This is a genomic window from Fundidesulfovibrio magnetotacticus, assembly GCF_013019105.1.
In the GTDB taxonomy this organism is placed as follows: domain Bacteria; phylum Desulfobacterota; class Desulfovibrionia; order Desulfovibrionales; family Desulfovibrionaceae; genus Fundidesulfovibrio; species Fundidesulfovibrio magnetotacticus.
This window is the reverse complement of sequence record NZ_BLTE01000027.1, coordinates 1-17,293: the sequence shown is the minus strand read 5'-3', so window position 1 is coordinate 17,293 and position 17,293 is coordinate 1. Positions and strand designations below refer to the sequence as shown.

Here is a 17,293-nt window from a genome sequence, read left to right as displayed (position 1 = left end):
AATCACCCACATGGCCAAGAAAGCCGCCGCCTCGCCCCAGGACGCTCGCCTGGAGGCCCTGACCACCGCCCTGACCACCATCGAACGCAAATACGGCCAGGGCTCGGTCATGCGCCTGGACGAGGAAACCCACGCCGCCATCCCCTCCATCCCCACGGGCTCCATCGGGGTGGACCTGGCCCTGGGCATCGGCGGCATCCCCAAGGGCCGCGTCACCGAAATCTACGGCCCGGAATCCTCGGGCAAGACCACCCTGGCCCTGCACATCATCGCCGAGTCCCAGAAGCGCGGCGGCACGGCCGCCTTCATCGACGCCGAGCACGCCCTGGACGTGAACTACGCCAAGCGCCTGGGCGTGAAGACCGACGAACTGCTCATCTCCCAGCCCGACTTCGGCGAGCAGGCCCTGGACATCTGCGACCTGCTCGTGCGCTCCGGGGCCGTGGACGTGGTGGTCATCGACTCGGTAGCCGCGCTCATCCCCCAGTCCGAACTGGAGGGCGAGATGGGCGAGACCCAGGTGGGCTCCCAGGCCCGGCTCATGAGCCACGCCCTGCGCAAGCTCACGGGAACCATCCACAAGTCGCTCACGTCGGTGATCTTCATCAACCAGATCCGCATGAAGATCGGCCAGACCGGCTACGGCAACCCCGAGACCACCACCGGCGGCCACGCCCTGAAGTTCTACGCCTCGGTGCGCATGGACATCCGCAAGATCCAGACGCTCAAGGACAAAGAGGAAGTCTACGGCTCGCGCTGCCGCGTGAAGGTGGTGAAGAACAAGGTGGCCCCGCCCTTCCGCGAGGCCCTCTTCGACATCCTCTACGGCACGGGCATCTCCCGCGAGGGCGAGCTGATCGACATGGGCGTGGAGATGAACATCGTGGACAAGTCCGGCGCGTGGTTCGCATACGGCGCCGAGCGCCTGGGCCAGGGCCGCGACAACGTGCGCGAGTTCCTGCGCGAGCACGCCGACATCCGCAAGCAGATCGAGGACAAGATCTACGAACACCTGGGGCTCAAGGAGCCCGAGGCCAAGGAATAAACCGGCCCAGCGCCGCAAAGACAAGACAACGACGCCAGGGAGCATCCCGGACGCGGCTCGGCGAAGCGCGCTAGCGCTCCGCGAAGGCGCGGGCCATACGGTCCGCGCCCTGCCGTTTCCGGGCCGCGACGCCCGCCAGGAGACCACGTGATCACCGCCACCCAGATTCGCCGCGCCTTTTTGGACTACTTCGTCGCCAACGGCCATGCCGAGGTCGCCAGCTCCTCGCTGGTTCCCCGCGAGGACCCCTCGCTTCTCTTCACCAACGCGGGCATGGTCCAGTTCAAGAAGGTGTTCCTGGGCCAGGACAAGCGCGACTACTCCCGCGCCGCCACCTCCCAGAAGTGCCTGCGCGTGGGCGGCAAGCACAACGACCTGGAGAACGTGGGCCGCACCGCCCGCCACCACACCTTCTTCGAGATGCTGGGCAACTTCTCGTTCGGGGACTACTTCAAGGAAGAAGCCATCCGCCTGGCCTGGGGCTTCCTCACCGACGAACTCAAGCTCCCCAAGGAAAAGCTCTACGCCACCGTCTTTCGCGACGACGACGAGGCCATCGGCCTCTGGAAGAAGATCGCCGGTGTGCCCGCCGAGCGCATCTTCCGCCTGGGCGAGAAGGACAACTTCTGGTCCATGGGCGACACCGGCCCCTGCGGCCCCTGCTCCGAGATCCTCATCGACCAGGGCGAGCACATGTCCTGCGGCCCCAATTGCGGCATCGGCCAGTGCGACTGCGACCGCTTCCTGGAAATCTGGAACCTCGTGTTCATGCAGTACGACCAGATCGCCCCAGGCAACCGCGTGAGCCTGCCCCGGCCCTCCATCGACACGGGCATGGGCCTGGAACGCGTCTCTGGCGTGTGCCAGGGCGTGTACTCCAACTTCGATTCCGACCTCTTCTCCCCCATCATCGCCGCCACGGCCGATCTGGCGGGCGTGAAGTACAAGACCGACGAGGACACCGACACGGCCCTGCGCGTCATCGCGGACCACTGCCGCTCCATGGTCTTCCTGGTGGCCGACTCCATCCTGCCCTCCAATGAGGGCCGGGGCTACGTGCTGCGCCGCCTGATCCGCCGCGCCTTCCGCTTCGGCCGCCTCATGGGCCTGAAGGACCCCTTCCTGCACCGCGTCTGCCCCACCGTGGTGGACGTGATGGGCGTGCAGTACCCCGAAGTGGTCGAAGGCATGGACTTCATGACCCGCGTGGTGCGCGAAGAGGAAGAGCGCTTCTCCGACACCCTGGACAAGGGCCTGGACATCCTGGAGCAGGAGATGGCCGCCGCGCGCGCGGCCAACAGCTCCGTGATCTCCGGCGAGGCCGCCTTCAAGCTCTACGACACCTACGGCTTCCCCCTGGACATCATCACCGACGTGGCGGGCAAGCAGGGCTTCTCCGTGGACGAGGAAGGCTACAAGGCCTGCATGGGCGAGCAGAAGGCCAGGGCCAAGAAGGCCTGGAAGGGCTCGGGCGAGACCGACCTGGCCGGGCAGTTCAAGAAGCTTCTTGAAACGGGCTTGAAGTCGCGCTTCACGGGCTACGAGGCCCTTTCGGGCGAATCGCGCGTGGTGGCCCTCCTGGGCGAGGACGGCCTGCCCCTGGAGCGGCTGGTGCAGGGCGAGGGCGGCTTCGCCGTGTTCGCGGCCTCCCCCTTCTACGGCGAGTCCGGCGGCCAGCTGGGCGACAAGGGCTCGGCCGAGACCATGACCGGCGCCGCCGACGTGCTGGACACCCTCAAGCCCAGCCCCGAACTGACCGTGCACAGGGTCTTCGTCAACGAAGGCGAGCTGCTGCTGGACCAGGAGGCCCGCCTGAACGTGGACGAGGAGTCCCGTCAGGCTACGGCGCGCAACCACACCGCCACGCACCTGCTGCACTCGGCGCTGCGCAAGGTGCTGGGCGACCACGTGAAGCAGGCAGGCTCCCTGGTGGGGCCGGAGCGCCTGCGCTTCGACTTCACGCACATTTCGGCCCTCAGCCCCGAGGAGATCGCCTCCGTGGAGGAGGAGGTCAACCGGGCCATCCTCACCGACATCGCGGTGGAAAAGGAAGTGATGGCCGTGGCCGACGCCCAGGCCAGGGGGGCCACGGCCCTCTTCGGCGAGAAGTACGGCGACGAGGTGCGCGTGGTGAGCGTGCCGGGCGTCTCCATGGAGCTCTGCGGAGGCACGCACCTGGCGGCCACGGGCCAGGCTGGCGGCTTCACGGTGGTCTCCGAGACGGGCGTGGCCGCGGGCGTGCGCCGCATCGAGGGAGCCACCGGCTGGAACCTGCTGGGGCAGCTCAAGGCCTCGCGCCGCGAGCTGGACGAGGCCGCCGAGATCCTGCGCGCCCGCCCGGGCGAGCTGGTGGAGAAGCTCCGGGCCATGCAGGCGCAACTCAAGCAGCTCTCCAAGGACAAGGAGCAGCTCCAGACGAAGCTGGCCTCGGGCCAGGGCAAGAGCCTCATGGACTCCGTGGAGGAGATCGGCGGGGTGAAGGTGCTCACGGCGCGCGTGGACGGCGGCACCGTGAAATCCCTGCGCGAGGCCATGGACGACATCCGCTCCAAGCTGCCCTCGGGCGTGGCCTGCCTGGCGGGCGCGGGCGAGGACGGCAAGGTGGCGCTCATCCTGGCCGTCAGCAAGGACCTGCACGACAAGTTCACGGCCCAGAGCCTGATCAAGGACGTGGCGTCCCTGGTGGGCGGCTCCGGCGGCGGCAGGCCCGACATGGCCCAGGCCGGCGGGACGGACCCGGCGGGCATCGACGCCGCCCTGGAGAAGGTGAAGGAGTTGGTGCGGGGGTAGCGCGGCTCTGACCGGCGTTCCCAAGTGGGACGCTGCATGGTACGTTCAAGGCCGGAGGGCGCAGCGCCCTCCGGCCTTTTATAATCCATCGCCCCGGGAGGTCCCCCATGTCCGCCGTTTCCCTCACCCCCAACCTCATGGTGGAGAACGTGCACCGCGCGGCCGCCTTCTGGTGCGGCCTTCTGGGCTTCACCTTCCGCATGGGCGTGGACAGCGCGCGCGGCTTCCACCAGGCCCTCGATCCCGGGGCCGATCTGGTCTACGCCCAGTTCGTCTCGGGCTCCTGCGAGGTGATGGTGCAGCGCCGCGACAGCCTGGGCGGCGAGCTGCCCCTGCTGGCCGGACGCCCCACGGGCGGAGCCTTCACCCTCTATCTCCAGGTGGACGACCTGGAAGCCCTCCACGCCCGCCTCAAGGACGCCGTGACCACCGTGAAAGGCCCCGAGACCGCCTTCTACGGCATGCGCGAGTGGTACGTGACCGACCCCGACGGCACGGTGGTCTGCCTGGCCCAGCCTGCCGGGGCCTAGGCCGGACTCGCCTCCGGGGTCGCGGTTGCACGCGCCCGTCGATTTGGGTAACGGGTTGCGCATGCCGGACATGCTCGTGCCCCCTCGCACGGTGCATGCGCTCCCTGGGGGTGGGCATTGCCGAGCGCCGGGTTTTCCGTCCCGAGCGTATGGAGCGCCCCTGCCCGGAATCCTCGATCCGGCCGGTTCTGCCTCAAAGGAGCTTTCCGGTGCGCCTTCCGATGCTGCTGCTTGTGTTCCTGCTCGCTCTTCCAGCCCTGGCCCTGGGACAGTTCAGAGACCCGGACGACGACCCCGATCCGGACCCCGCTCAACAAACAGGACAACGTCAGCCTGCCGAACCCTCCCTGCCGCTTCCCACGCCCGCCAAGCCCACCGTGGCGGGCTGCACGGTGACCAGCTTTCTATTCTACGAAGGCCCTGAAACCGGGCCTGCACAGGGCATGCGCGTCTACGCCACATCCTTCCCCGCCGCCCGCGCCCGGTTCATCTATTTCGAGCTGGTACTCACCGACAGCAGCCCCGCCACCCAGGCCAAGCGGCTCGACATCCTGGCCGTCTGCGCCAGGAGCAACGGCAGGGAGGTCTTCAGGGTGCAGCGGCAGTTCAGGCACGAATCCGGTTGGTCCTCCTCGACCCACTCCTTCGGCTGGGGCAACGAGACCCCGGGCGTCTGGACGCCCGGAGACTACACCCTCAAACTCTATTATGAGGGCCGGGAAATCGCCGCAGGCAGCTTCAGAATCACCTAGCCTTGTCCCGCAACCTTGAGGAGAGCGCCTTGAACCGATTGCATACTGCCGCGGCCATCGCAGCCTTTCTGATGCTCTTTCCCGGGCTTGCTCTGGGACAGTTGAATCCTCCGGCCGAAGAACCCGACCCGGCCCCGCGGCAGCAGACCAGGCAGCGCCCCCCCGACCAGGCCCGTCGCCCGCAGCCCGCGCCCGCGAAGCCGCCCGTCCAGAAACCCTCACCCCCAAAGCCCGCGGAACGTCCCACCGTGGACGGCGGCAGCGTTGTCTCCGTGAAATTCTTTGAAGGCGGGCAAAGCGGCCCAGCCCTCGCTCAGCGCAGCTACAGGGACGCCTTCAGCAGAAACAACACGCGCTTCATCCACTACGAAGTGACCATGGAGTTCCCCCTGAACGCCACCCGCACCAGGACCATAGAGCTCCAGTGCGTGTGCGTTGCCTCCGACGGAAGAGAAATTTTCAGGCTTACGCTCCCCTGCAAAGTCGAACAGGGCTATGAAGTCGGAATATACTCTCTGGGATGGGGCAGGGAGAAAACCGGCGGCTGGGAGCCAGGGTCTTACACCGTCAAATTTTACTTCAGCGACCGCGAAGTGGCCTCCGGCAGCTTCAGGGTCTATTAGCAGCAAACACAAACCACCCGGACGCCATCATGCCGCAAAAATCTTCCCGCCTCGCACTCGCGGCCGCCCTGCTTCTCCTGCCCGCACTGGCTCTGGGGCAGTTGCGAGCCCCGGACGAAGACGACCAGACACCCCCGGGAGCCAGCGTCGCCGGGGGCAAGGTCGCCAGCCTCCTCGTCTTTGAAGGACCGGCCGAGAACCTGCCCAAGGACCAGCGAATCTACCGGCAGTCCTTCGATGCGGCGCGCACCCGCTTCATCTTTTATGAACTGGACCTGAAATACCCCGCCGCGCTGCCCCGCGACGGCCGTTTCGACATCCAGGCCGTATGCGTGCGCGGCAACGGGGAGGAAGTCTTCCGCATCAGCCAGGCGTGCCGCCAGGACGCTGGTTGGACATCCTCCCACCACTCCTCGGGCTGGGGCAGGCCATCAACCGGCGGCTGGAAGCCGGGCGCTTACACCCTCAAAATCCTCCATGAGGGCCGGGAGGTGGCGGTCGGCTCCTTCCGGATCGACTGAGCCGCCACCAGGCGATGAGAGGCCCAACAATGCTTCACCCGATGAAATCCTTCGCGCTGCCCCTGGCCCTGTTGCTCCTGCCAGCCCTGGCGTTGGCGCAGTTAAGAACCCCCGACGACGACCCCGCGCCCGCCCCTGCACAGTCTGAAAAGAGGCCCCCGGCCCAGGCCGCTCAGCCCAAACCGACGCCCAAACCGACGCCGAAGCCGGCCCCGGCCCCGGCCCCGGCACAGACGCAGACGCAGGCCCCTCCCCCCCCTCCGCCGCCCGCAGCCACCGTGGCAGGAGGGACCGTGACGGGCCTGCTCCTCTATGAGGGCGGAAAATCCAACGTGTCCAAGGAACAGCGCTCCTACTCGGACTCCTTTAACGCGTCCCGTACGCGTTACATCAACTACGAACTCAGCATCAGGTTTCCCCAACCTCTGCCCCAGCCGAAAACGTTCGAGATTCTTACAGTGTTCACGGCGGGCAACGGCTCGGTGGTCTGCCGGATCCAACATCCCGTCCGGGCGGAAACGGGCTGGAAAGACATGTACTGCGCCAAAGGCTGGGGCAATGACAACGGCGGAGCCTGGAAACCCGGCAACTACACCGCCACGGTCTACAGCGAGGGGCGGGAGGTGGCCTCGCGCAACTTCAGGGTCTACTAGTCGGCAGGAAGCGGAACATCCACAAACAGTTGCACCCTGACGGCGATTTGGATATCGAAACCGGTACGTCTGGTGTGCTCCCGGAGTCGTTATCCTCCACCTGACGAACTCTCGGCAGGGTTGCCATTCGAGTTACGCCTTGCCGCAAGGAGCCCAGCCGTGCCTCACGTTTCCGTCCGGGCCTTCCTCCCGGCCCTGATCGCCCTGCTGGCCTGCGCTTCCCTCGCGTGGGGCCAGGCAAAGCTCCCCGACGAGTTCCTGAAGCAGCCCGAACCGGCCGCCAAGCCCAAGCCAGCCAAGCCCAAGGCGGCCACGACAACACAGAATCAACCGGCAGTTCCCGTCATAAAATATTACAAGTATGGCCCTGAGGATATCAACCAGTTTATTGTCTTCAAATCGGAGCTGGCGGGAAAGAGCCAGAACAACGGCACTTGTTATGAAGTCGAGTTCGACTCCAACAACAGGCCGAAAGCATGGTCGCGCTTTATCCGGAGCGAGCTGATGTACCGCTGGGAGCGTACCTACGACGAGAGAGGCCTCATTACACAAGAGATGAAATACTCGCCTTTAACAGGCCTTGGAACGCCCATTCGAGTTCAAAAATACACCTGGGATGGAAATAAGCTCACCCAGATTGATGTATACGACTCTCAGGGGGGCAAAACAGGTTACGTTATCATTACTAGTTCTGGAAATGAAACTACCCATACATGGTACAATGCATCAGGCGCGCGGAATCAATGGTATATCTACAAAGACAACGCACAACATATTCCAACAGAAATAATATGGAACGTATCAGACGTTAAGCGCTACGAACAAACCATCGATCAAGAGACGGGACTCCTCATGCGTTCCAAAGGATTCATCGATGGCAAGTTTAACTTTACACAGGTCTTTACATACAACGCTGAAGGTATTCGGACAGAGATCCATTCTTCTGATGTGGACGGAAGGCATTACTCATCATCATCACACGATAAATACGGCAATCGCACCACTGAAGACTACAATTTCAAGAACGGTACGACACGTCAATATACACACGAATATGATTCGCGTGGCAACGTCACAAAATCTACCATCACAGCAAACGGCAAACTTGCCTGCACGCTTCGATACAATCGAAAAAGCAATGGCGCAGTTACAGGTACAGACCTCTACGACACCAAAGGGGAGCTGATCGCCACCTACCCCGGGGTATTCGTGAAATACATCGGCCCGGACGGCAAGGACACCGAGGGCCGTGCGGGCAACATCCACAAGAAGTTCAAACTCTGGTAAGTTGGCACAGCCACACCGGCCACAGCTTCATCCCCCCGGAGCATCCATGCGACGTTTCACGCCAAGCCTCCTCCTCGCCGTCGCCCTGGCCGGGGCGCTCCTGCTTGGGGTCTCCCATGCCCTCGCGGCCACCAAGTCCGCCCTGGTGATCGGCAATGCCGATTACGAGCAGAACAAGCTCGACAACCCCGCCAACGACGCCCGCGACATGGCCAACGCCCTGCGCCAACTGGGCTTCGAGGTCATCCACCTGGAGAACGCCGACAAGCGGGCCATGCTCGACGGCCTGGAACGCTTCGGCGCGTCCATGAGCAAGGAGCAGGGCAGCGTTGCCTTCTTCTACTACGCGGGGCACGGCGTGCAGGTGCGCGGCGTCAACTACCTGCTGCCCCTCAAGGAAATCTTCCGCTCCGCCGTGGACGCCGAGGCACTGGGCGTCAAGGCCGACCACGTGCTGGGCAAGATGGAGGAGGCGGGCTGCCCCATGAACATCGTGGTGCTGGACGCCTGCCGCGACAACCCCTTCGCGCGCAGCCTCTCGCGCGCCATAGGCGGCGCGGGCCTGGCCCAGATGGGTTCCGGCGGCGTGGGCGCCTACATCAGCTTCGCCACCTCCCCCGGCAAGACCGCTGAGGACGGCGACTCCCGCAACGGCCTCTACACCAAGCACCTCCTGGAGGCCCTGCGCCAGCCCGGGCTGACCATCGAACAGGTCTTCAAGCGCACGCGCGAGGGTGTGATCGCCGAGAGCCAGGGCGGACAGGTGCCCTGGGACCACTCCTCCCTGCGCGGCGACTTCTACTTCATCCCGGCCAAGGCGGCCCCCGCCGCCCCAGGACAGCCCGCCGCGACGCTGCCCGACAACGAGACCCTCTTCTGGCAGACGGCCTTGGCCGCCAACAACCCCGCATACTACCGTAAGTACCTGGAGCAGTTTCCCACCGGCGCATTCGCCGCCCTGGCCAAGCTCAAACTTGAAGAGGCCGACAGCCGCCCCCTGTCCGCCAAGGATCTCAAACCAGGCATGAAAGGCTTCCTCCAGCCGGACATGCTGCGCGTGGACCTCAAGGGCGGACTCTGGATCAAGGGCGACGCGACGATCCAGCGTGAGCCCAAATCAGGACTCCTCGCCGTGGCTCAAGAGGAAGACGGACTCGTCGTGGACATCTCCTCCACCACCCACCGCTGGGAACGCTCCGGAGCCCCGACAGCGGGCTACGTCCCCGTGGCGCGCGTGCTCACGCCCCAGAAACCCCAGCCGGTGAAGGTCTCAACCATGACCTCGGGCCAGAAGGGCTGGCTGGAGCCCACGGGTATGATCGTGGACGCCTCCGGCGCGGTCTGGCTGCGCCCGGACCAGGAAGTCACGGACAAGCCCAAGGCCAAAAACTCCGTCCAGGTGGAACGCACCGCCACGGGCTACGTGGTCCATCTTTCCAACACCACGCATCGCTGGGAAAAGAAACAGGTGGCCGCAAGCGGCTCGCTGCCTGTCGAGAGGCTGGAGAAATGACGCGGCGCACGCTGGCCGTCCTGCTGGCGTTCTTGTTGGTTCTCGCCGCCGCCCAGGCGCGCGCCCAGGCGGGCGCTTCCGCGCCCCCGGCGGATCAAACCGCCCGCGCGGCCGTTTCGGCCCCGCGCGTGGTGGCCGTGGTGCCCTTCGAGTCCCTGCGCGACCGCGCCCCCTCCGCCACCGGCAGGATGGCCGCCGAATTCGTGACCACGGCCCTTGCCAGGCATCCGGGCCTGACCATGGTGGAACGCACCCGCGTGGAGCACGTGCTGGGCGAGATGGAGTTCGGCGCGAGCCAGGGGGCCACGGGCGGCACGGCGCAGAAGCTCGGGCAGATGGTGGGCGCGGACAGCGTGGTGGTGGGCGCGGTTTCCGAGTTCGAGACCGAATTGCGCCTGGATGTCCGGCTGGTGTCCGTGTCCGACGGGGCCATCCTGGCCACGGCCACGGCCCAGGCCCAGCGCGGCATGGAAAGCCTCTCGCGCGCGGCGGAGTCCGTGGCGGCCCAGCTGGCCCAGGCCGCGGCCTCGCGCCAGGCCCGGGCAAGGGCCAGCGAGGAGGACGCGCGCCGGGGGCTCAGCGTGGCGGTGCTCGGCTCGCGGCCGGGCGCCACGCCCCGCATGCTCGCGCCAGGTGACGCCCTGCGCGGCGGAGACCGCTACAAGCTCGTGCTCACGCCCTCACGCGACGGCCACGCCTACGTCTTCCAGGTGGACGCCCGCGACAACGTGTTCCAGCTTTTCCCCCTTTCCGGCGAGTCCGCAGGAACGAATCCCCTGCGGACGGGACAGCCCCGGGAGCTGCCCGGCCCCGGCAAGTCCTTCGTGCTCGACGAGGTGAAAGGCCCGGAGCGCATTCTGGTGTTCTTCGGCCCCGAGCCCGACCCGGACCTCGAAGCCCTCACGGGGTCCCTGCGGCAGGCCCTCCAGGACAGGGACAAGGCCGCCGCGCGCAAGGCGGGCGAAGGCCTGAAGCAGGCGGCGCGCACCCGGGGCGTCAAGGGAGTGGTGGAAGACGCCCAGGTGACCGCACGTTTCCAGGGCAGGGACGCCCCAGAGGGCGTCGGCGGAAACGTGTTCGTGTTCGGCTCCGAGAAAGGGGCCTACGAGTTCACCTTCCAGCACCGCTGACGGTCGCGACAGGGAGCATCATGCACTTACTGGCGTTCCTTTTCCTGTTCTGCTTCGCCGGGGTCCAGGCGGTCCAGGCCCAGCAGACCGTCTACCCCTCCTCCGAGGCGGAGATCGTGCGCAGCCTCAAGAAGACCCGGGGCCTGGCGGGCGTGGCCGCCGACGCCCCGGCCCCGCGCGTGGCGGCCCGCGTGCTCTTCGACACCGGCTCCGACCAGGTGCGGCCCGACTCCTTCGCCCTGCTGGACGAGTTCGGCAAGGCCCTCTCGGGGCAACTGGCGCGGCAACGCTTCGAACTCGTCGGGCACACCGACGACCGGGGCGGCGCGCAATACAACCTGGAGCTCTCCCAGCGCCGGGCCAACTCGGTGAAGGCTTGGCTCGTCTCGCGTCACGGCGTGGACCCGGACAGACTGGAGACGCGCGGCGCGGGGCTCGCCGATCCCGTGGCCGCCAACGACACCGAGGAAGGACGGGCCGCCAACCGCCGGGTGGAATTCAAACCCCTTCCCTGAACGGAGGATGTTTCGCCGTGCGCTTCACGCTTCCACTGCTCGCCCTGTTGTTGCTTGTGCCCTCGCTGGCCCTTGCCCAGGCCAGGATGCCCGACGAATACCTCGTGGCCCCCGCGCCCAAGCCGCCCAAGAAGAAACCCGTCGAGGAACAGGCCACGCCGCCGCCCGCCCCCCAGCCCACGCAGCAGCCGGTGCAGCCGACGCCCCAGCCCGCGCAGCAGGCGGCCCCCGCCGCCCCGGCCCCGTCGTTCCTGGCTGGCGGCACGGTGACCGGCCTGAAATTCTACGCGGCCGGTCCCAATGGCCAGGAGAAAAGCAAACGCGAATACAAAGAAGTCTTCAACTCCTCCAACACCAAGTACATTTATTACGACCTGGGCCTGGCGTTTCCGCAACCAATCGCCCAGTACAAGACCTTCGACATCCTTGCTGTCTGCACCAAGAGCAACGGCCGCGAAATCTACAGATTCACACAGAACAGCAAGGTGGAGGTCGGCTGGAAGACTTCCACCCACTCCATGGGCTGGGGCAGGGACCCAGGCGGCACTTGGGAATACGGCACGTACACGGTCAAGCTGTACAGCGAGGGGAAGGAAATCGCCTCCGGGAGCTTCCGTGTCTATTAGCACGCGCGCAGGGCTGGGGGCGGTGACTCGGCGCACAGGCCGCTCCAGCCCGCCGCTCTCGGGGCGGCTCCCAGGCGAGCGGTCTTGCCGTGCGCCCCACCTCCCCGTAGCGACCAGCACGCATTTGAAAGGCGAGCCATGCGCCGCCTGACGCAGGCCCTGGCGTTCCTGTTGCTCCTGGCCCCCTCGCTGGCCCTGGCCCAGGCCAGGATGCCCGACGAATACCTCGTCGATCCGGCGGCCCAGGCGCGCAAGCCGCGCCAACCGGCGAACGATGCGGGAAAGAACCCAGCGGCCAAACCCACGGGGAAGTCCGACCCGAACCAGCAGGCCATACTCAGACTCTACGCCGTGGAAGTCATGGCGGCACTCCAGCAGCAATGGCGCATCGTCGCCACCCCCACACAGTATTCCTGCGTGGTGGAGGTGGCGGTCAACGCTCAAGGAGAGGTCCGGTCATCGCGCCTCATCGAGACATCCGGCCAGAAGAACTTCGACGATTCCACCCTGAAGGCCGTCCAGAACACGCCGCAGCTCCCCGCTCCACCCAGCGGGAAGCCCACCACCCTCCGGCTTACCTTCAAGTCCCGCTGACCGCCCCTTGCCCCCGCCGCGCCCTCCGGTTATGCACGGGGCTCCCGAAATTCCCCAAGGAGCCCACGTCATGACCCTCTCGTCCACGCTCTACGCCAAGGCCCAGACCCTCATTCCCGGCGGGGTCAACTCGCCCATCCGCGCCTGCCGCGCCGTGGAATCCGAGCCCCTGTTCATCGCCAGGGCGCACGGTTCCAAAATCGTGGACGTGGACGGCCGGGAGTACGTGGACTACGTCATGAGCTGGGGCCCCATGCTCCTGGGCCACGCCCACCCCGTGGTGCACCAGGCCGCCAAGGACGCCCTGGACGCCGGATCGAGCTTCGGCGCGCCCTGCCCCGCCGAGGTGGACCTGGCCCAGGCTATCTGCGAACTCATGCCCGCCGTGGAGATGGTGCGCATGGTCAACTCCGGCACCGAGGCCACCATGAGCGCCCTGCGCCTGGCCAGGGGCTTCACCGGGCGCGATCTGGTGGTCAAGTTCGACGGCTGCTACCACGGCCACGCCGACCCCTTCCTGGCCGCTGCCGGCTCCGGCGTGGCGCTCATCCCCACGTCGTTCTCCCAGGGCGTGCCCAAGGCCTGCGTGGCCGACACCCTGGTGGTCCCCTACAACGACCTGGACGCCCTCAAGACCCTATTCGCCGAAAAAGGCAAGGACATCGCCGCCATCATCGTGGAGCCCGCCCCCGGCAACATGGGCCTGGTGCTCCCCAGGCCCGGCTTCCTGGAAGGCCTGCGCGCGTTGTGCGACCAGTACGGCAGCGTGCTCATCTTCGACGAGGTGATCACCGGCTTCCGCTGGAGCCTGGGCGGCGCGCAGGGACGCTACGGCGTGCGCCCGGACCTGACCACCCTGGGCAAGATCATCGGCGCGGGCTTCCCCGTGGGGGCCTACGGCGGCCGCCGCGACATCATGGAAAAGCTCTCCCCCTGCGGCCCCGTGTTCCAGGCCGGCACCCTCTCGGGCAACCCCGTGGCCATGGCCGCCGGGCTGGCCAACCTGCGCGAACTGGCCAAACAGGACTACGCCGCCCTGGAAGCCCGCACCGGGGCCTTTGCCGAGGAGCTGGCCGCCATCGTGCGCTCCAAGGGCGTGCCCGTGCAGCTCAACAAGGTGGCCTCGGCCTTCACCCTGTACTTCACCGAGACCCCGGTGACCGACATGGACTCGGCCCGCACCTCCGACGCCAAGGTCTACACCGCCATCTACAAGCAGATGCGCGAACAGGGCGTCTACCTGGCTTCTCTGGGCTACGAGTGCGCCTTCACCTCCTTCGCCCACACCGAGGAGGACCTGGCCAAGACCCTCGCCGCCGCCCGGGCGCTCAAGCTGTAATGCGGGAGAACGCCTCCGGCGGCCAGAGAGGGCGCCGCCCTCTCTGGCCTCTCCCGCCAAAGGGATTGAATCCCTTTGGAATCCCCAGCGAATCGCCCGACCTCTCCGGCAGCGCCCCATGACGCAGGAACATCCCGGACACCCCGTAAAGGGTCCAGGGAACACTGTTCCCGGGCGGGAGAGTGCGGAGAGGGCGGAGCCCTCTTTGCTCGCCGGAGGCTCCTCCCCCGACGCCACCCCGCCCCTGGCCGTCTGGGCGCTCACGCCCCAAGGCGTGCGCCTGGCGCGCGGGCTCGCCCGGGAGCTTCAGGGGGAAGTTTTCGCGCCCCGTCGCTTCGCGGCCCCCGGCGAGCAAGGCTTCGCCTCCCTGACCGAGGCCGTGGCCGCCGCGTTCCACGCCCGGCCCGGGCACCTCTTCGTGGCGGCCTGCGGCATCGTGGTGCGCGCCGTGGCCCCCCTGCTCCAGGGCAAGGCGAAGGACCCCGCCGTGGTGGTGCTGGACCAGGCCGGGCGCTTCGCCGTGAGCCTGCTCTCCGGCCATCTGGGCGGGGCCAACGACCTGGCCCGGCGCGCGGCCGCCTTCACCGGCGGCCAGGCCGTGATCACCACGGCCACCGACGTGGAGGGGCTGCCCTCCCTGGACCTGCTGGCCCGCGACTCCGGGCTGGCCATCGGCAATCTGGAGGCCGTGCGCGCCGTGAACGCCGGGCTTTTGGAGGGCAAAAGCGTGCAGCTTTTCGACCCCTCGGGCCTGCTGACGGTGCCCCCGGCCCACGCGGGACGCTTCGAGTGGGTGGCGGCCCAGCACCTCATGGACCCCGGGAGGCCCTGCGTGGCCGTCACCTGGAGCACGTCGCCCCTGCCGCCTGGCTGCCTGGCCCTGCGGCCCCGGGTGGTGGCGGCGGGCGTGGGCTGCCGCAGGGGCACGAGCGCGGCGGAGATTCTCGAAGCCATTGAGGCGGCCTGCGCCCTGCGCCGGGTGTCCCCCGCCAGCGTCGCGGTGTTGGCCTCCATCGAGGCCAAGCGCGACGAGGCGGGGCTCATCGAGGCGGCCCGGGCCTTGGGCGCGGAGCTGGCTTTTCTTCCGGCGGCGCGCCTGGCGGGCGTGGCCGTCCCCAATCCTTCGGCGCAAGCCTTCAAACATATGGGAGTGGAAAGCGTATGCGAGGCGGCCGCCCTTCTGACCAGCGGATCGGACAAACTCCTGCTTCCGAAATTCAAGACGCGCGCCGTGACGGTGGCCCTGGCCCTGGCCGTCTGAGCGTGGTGGGCCTCGGCCCCGGGGACGCCTCGCTCCTGGCCCCCCTGGCGCGGACGGCGCTCGAACGCGCCGCCGTGGTGGCGGGCTATTCCACCTACCTGGACCTCGTGCCCCCGGAGCTTCTGGCGGGCAAGGAGGTGGTGGCCACGGGCATGATGGGCGAGGTGGAGCGCTGCGCCCTGGCCGTGGAATCGGCTCTGGCGGGGCGCGACACGGCCGTGGTCTCGGGCGGGGATTCGGGGGTCTACGGCATGGCCGGGCTGGTGCTGGAGATGCTGGAAACGCGGCGTCTGCTTGATCGCGTGGACTTCGAGGTGGTCCCGGGCATCCCGGCCGTGATCGGGGCGGCGGCGCTCCTGGGCGCTCCGCTCACGCACGATTTCGCCTGCGTGAGCCTCTCGGACCTGCTCACGCCGTGGGAGGTCATCGAAAAGCGCCTGGAGGCTGCGGCCTCGGCGGATTTCGTGCTGGCGCTCTACAATCCCCGATCCAGGCGGCGTTCGGGCCTGCTGGAACGGGCGCTGGCCATCGTTGCCCGCCACCGCGCCCCGGAGACCCCCGTGGGTTTCGTGCGCCAGGCCTGGCGCGAGGGTCAGAACGTGCGCGTGGCCACGCTCGGCGAGGCCGATCCCGCCTGGGCGGACATGCTCACCATCGTGGTGGTGGGCAACGCAAGCACCCGGATGGCCGGGGAAAAAATGCTCACGCCACGCGGCTACGCGGGCAAGTACGGGTTGGAATAATTTCGTCAGCGCCTTGACACGGGGCCTTTTCTGCCCGTAAATGCTATGTGAATTTTTTCATTCAACTTTTTTTGGTGAGGAGGTGGATGGGAATGAAGAAACCGTTTTTCGTGATGGTGATGTGTGCTTTGATGGTCGGCGCTTTCTGCCTGCCCGCGCTGTGGGCCGTGGACGCGCCCAAGGACATGGAGCTCAAGGTGCCCGCCGGGGCCACCGCGACCAAGGCTCCCGTGAAGTTCAGCCATGCCGGCGCCGGCCACAAGGCCGCCGACTGCAAGGCTTGCCACCACAACTGGGACGGCAAGTCCGACAAGGGCTTCAAGTGCTCGGACAAGGGCTGCCACGACAACGTCGACCCGGCCGACAAGACCAGCGAGAAGAGCTTCTACATGGCTTTCCACAAGGGTGACTCCGCCAAGAGCTGCCTGGGCTGCCACAAGAAGGCCAAGGCCGAGGGCAAGAACGCCCCGATCGCCTGCAACGCCTGCCATCCCCAACAGCAGTAGCACGTCAGGGCGCGGGGGGAGATCTCCCGCGCCCTTTCTGCTCGGCGCGGAGAGTCCCATGGCCAAGTCTCCCGAAGAAGTCATCGAGCTGACCGACATCATCGAACACGGACCCGGCGCCCCCAGCAAGCCGGACGCCGGCGGCGTCGACCTGAGCTTCGAGAAGGAACTGGAAGACCTCTTCGCCGATCCCCAGCCGGGTTCCGCGCCCGGCGCGTCCGCCAAGGGCTCCGACCTGCCTGGCCTGGACGACCTGCACCTGCCCGGCGACGATACCGCGGCGACTGGCGACGACATCGACCTCGACGGCCTGGACGCGCTGCTGGCCGACGCCGACAAGGGCAGACAGGACGCCGACCTGCCGGAACTCACGGACGACTTTCTCTCTCCCGGGCCTGCCCCCCTGTCCGTTGCGGCCCCGCAGGCCGTTGCCCCCGACCCGTTCGTCGCGCCCCCCGGCGCGGCCCCCAGTGCGGCTGTCGACGCCCTCTCCCAGCGCCTCGACGCCCTGGAGGACAAGATTTCCGGCCTGGGCGAATCCCTGGCCGCCCAGTTCAAGACCCTCCTGGACGACGCCCTGGCCCAGTTCAAGGACCAGCTGCCCGAGCCCGTCCAGCCCGCGGACCCCGCCCCTCTGGTGGAGAGCCTGCGCGACGAGCTTTCCGCACGCCTGGACTCCCTCCAGGCCGACCTCCCGGCCTCCCTCGACGAGGCGGCCCTGACCGAGCGCCTCAAGGCCGACGTCCTGGCCGAAATGCCCCAGGCGGAGCCCGTTCCCGCCCTGGACGAAGAGGCCCTCATCGAGCGCGTCCGCGACGCCGTGGCGGCGCAGCTGCCTCCCGCGCCCGAACCCCTCGACGAAGAG

17 protein-coding genes and 1 pseudogene are annotated in these 17,293 nt (G+C 67.3%); all 18 read left to right on the top strand.

The features are described 5' to 3' along the window. The first annotated feature begins 10 nt into the window (after positions 1–10). Positions 11–1,045, top strand: coding sequence for a recombinase RecA (gene recA / locus NNJEOMEG_RS19210; protein ID WP_173087092.1), 1,035 nt, complete (start codon positions 11–13; stop codon positions 1,043–1,045). A 147-nt stretch (positions 1,046–1,192) separates the two neighbouring features. Beyond that, entirely contained in the window at positions 1,193–3,835 is a 2,643-nt protein-coding gene (gene alaS, locus NNJEOMEG_RS19205) for an alanine--tRNA ligase (RefSeq protein WP_173087091.1), read from the top strand. A gap of 107 nt (positions 3,836–3,942) precedes the next feature. Beyond that, entirely contained in the window at positions 3,943–4,365 is a 423-nt protein-coding gene (locus tag NNJEOMEG_RS19200) for a VOC family protein (protein WP_173087090.1), read from the top strand. Between the two features lie 209 nt (positions 4,366–4,574). Then, on the top strand, positions 4,575–5,117 hold the full coding sequence (locus tag NNJEOMEG_RS19195; protein WP_173087089.1) for a hypothetical protein: 543 nt from the start codon (positions 4,575–4,577) through the stop codon (positions 5,115–5,117). A 248-nt stretch (positions 5,118–5,365) separates the two neighbouring features. Further along, positions 5,366–5,740: a hypothetical protein gene (locus NNJEOMEG_RS19190; RefSeq protein WP_173087088.1), complete on the top strand. Its 375-nt coding sequence runs from the start codon at positions 5,366–5,368 to the stop codon at positions 5,738–5,740. A gap of 29 nt (positions 5,741–5,769) precedes the next feature. Further along, complete coding sequence (locus NNJEOMEG_RS19185) at positions 5,770–6,261, top strand: hypothetical protein (protein ID WP_173087087.1); 492 nt, start codon at positions 5,770–5,772, stop codon at positions 6,259–6,261. A gap of 293 nt (positions 6,262–6,554) precedes the next feature. Further along, positions 6,555–6,914: a hypothetical protein gene (locus NNJEOMEG_RS19180; RefSeq protein ID WP_173087086.1), complete on the top strand. Its 360-nt coding sequence runs from the start codon at positions 6,555–6,557 to the stop codon at positions 6,912–6,914. 159 nt (positions 6,915–7,073) lie between these two features. After that, the gene (locus NNJEOMEG_RS19175; protein WP_173087085.1) at positions 7,074–8,201 is read left to right on the top strand and encodes a hypothetical protein; all 1,128 of its coding nucleotides are present in this window, start codon (positions 7,074–7,076) and stop codon (positions 8,199–8,201) included. Between the two features lie 46 nt (positions 8,202–8,247). Then, the gene (locus tag NNJEOMEG_RS19170; RefSeq protein ID WP_173087084.1) at positions 8,248–9,714 is read left to right on the top strand and encodes a caspase family protein; all 1,467 of its coding nucleotides are present in this window, start codon (positions 8,248–8,250) and stop codon (positions 9,712–9,714) included. Continuing rightward, positions 9,711–10,844: a DUF4384 domain-containing protein gene (locus tag NNJEOMEG_RS19165; protein ID WP_173087083.1), complete on the top strand. Its 1,134-nt coding sequence runs from the start codon at positions 9,711–9,713 to the stop codon at positions 10,842–10,844. The genes NNJEOMEG_RS19170 and NNJEOMEG_RS19165 overlap by 4 nt, the downstream gene beginning before the upstream one ends. 20 nt (positions 10,845–10,864) lie before the next feature. Beyond that, positions 10,865–11,359 (top strand): OmpA family protein, encoded by a 495-nt coding sequence (locus tag NNJEOMEG_RS19160; RefSeq protein ID WP_217270625.1) that lies wholly within the window; start codon positions 10,865–10,867, stop codon positions 11,357–11,359. Between the two features lie 17 nt (positions 11,360–11,376). Then, positions 11,377–11,985, top strand: a complete 609-nt coding sequence (locus tag NNJEOMEG_RS19155) for a hypothetical protein (protein WP_173087082.1) — start codon at positions 11,377–11,379, stop codon at positions 11,983–11,985. A 138-nt stretch (positions 11,986–12,123) separates the two neighbouring features. Continuing rightward, a complete protein-coding gene (locus NNJEOMEG_RS19150) occupies positions 12,124–12,579 on the top strand; it encodes an energy transducer TonB (RefSeq protein WP_173087081.1) in 456 nt (151 codons plus the stop codon). A 70-nt stretch (positions 12,580–12,649) separates the two neighbouring features. Beyond that, a complete protein-coding gene (hemL, locus tag NNJEOMEG_RS19145) occupies positions 12,650–13,918 on the top strand; it encodes a glutamate-1-semialdehyde 2,1-aminomutase (protein WP_173087080.1) in 1,269 nt (422 codons plus the stop codon). Between the two features lie 205 nt (positions 13,919–14,123). After that, positions 14,124–15,179, top strand: coding sequence for a cobalt-precorrin 5A hydrolase (locus NNJEOMEG_RS19140; RefSeq protein ID WP_235957045.1), 1,056 nt, complete (start codon positions 14,124–14,126; stop codon positions 15,177–15,179). A gap of 2 nt (positions 15,180–15,181) precedes the next feature. Beyond that, positions 15,182–15,922, top strand: a complete 741-nt coding sequence (gene cobJ, locus NNJEOMEG_RS19135) for a precorrin-3B C(17)-methyltransferase (protein WP_235957044.1) — start codon at positions 15,182–15,184, stop codon at positions 15,920–15,922. A 92-nt stretch (positions 15,923–16,014) separates the two neighbouring features. Then, positions 16,015–16,428, top strand: coding sequence for a cytochrome c3 family protein (locus NNJEOMEG_RS19130; RefSeq protein WP_173087077.1), 414 nt, complete (start codon positions 16,015–16,017; stop codon positions 16,426–16,428). Positions 16,429–16,486: 58 nt separating this feature from the next. After that, a pseudogene (locus NNJEOMEG_RS19125) lies at positions 16,487–17,293 on the top strand (hypothetical protein); the annotation flags it as partial.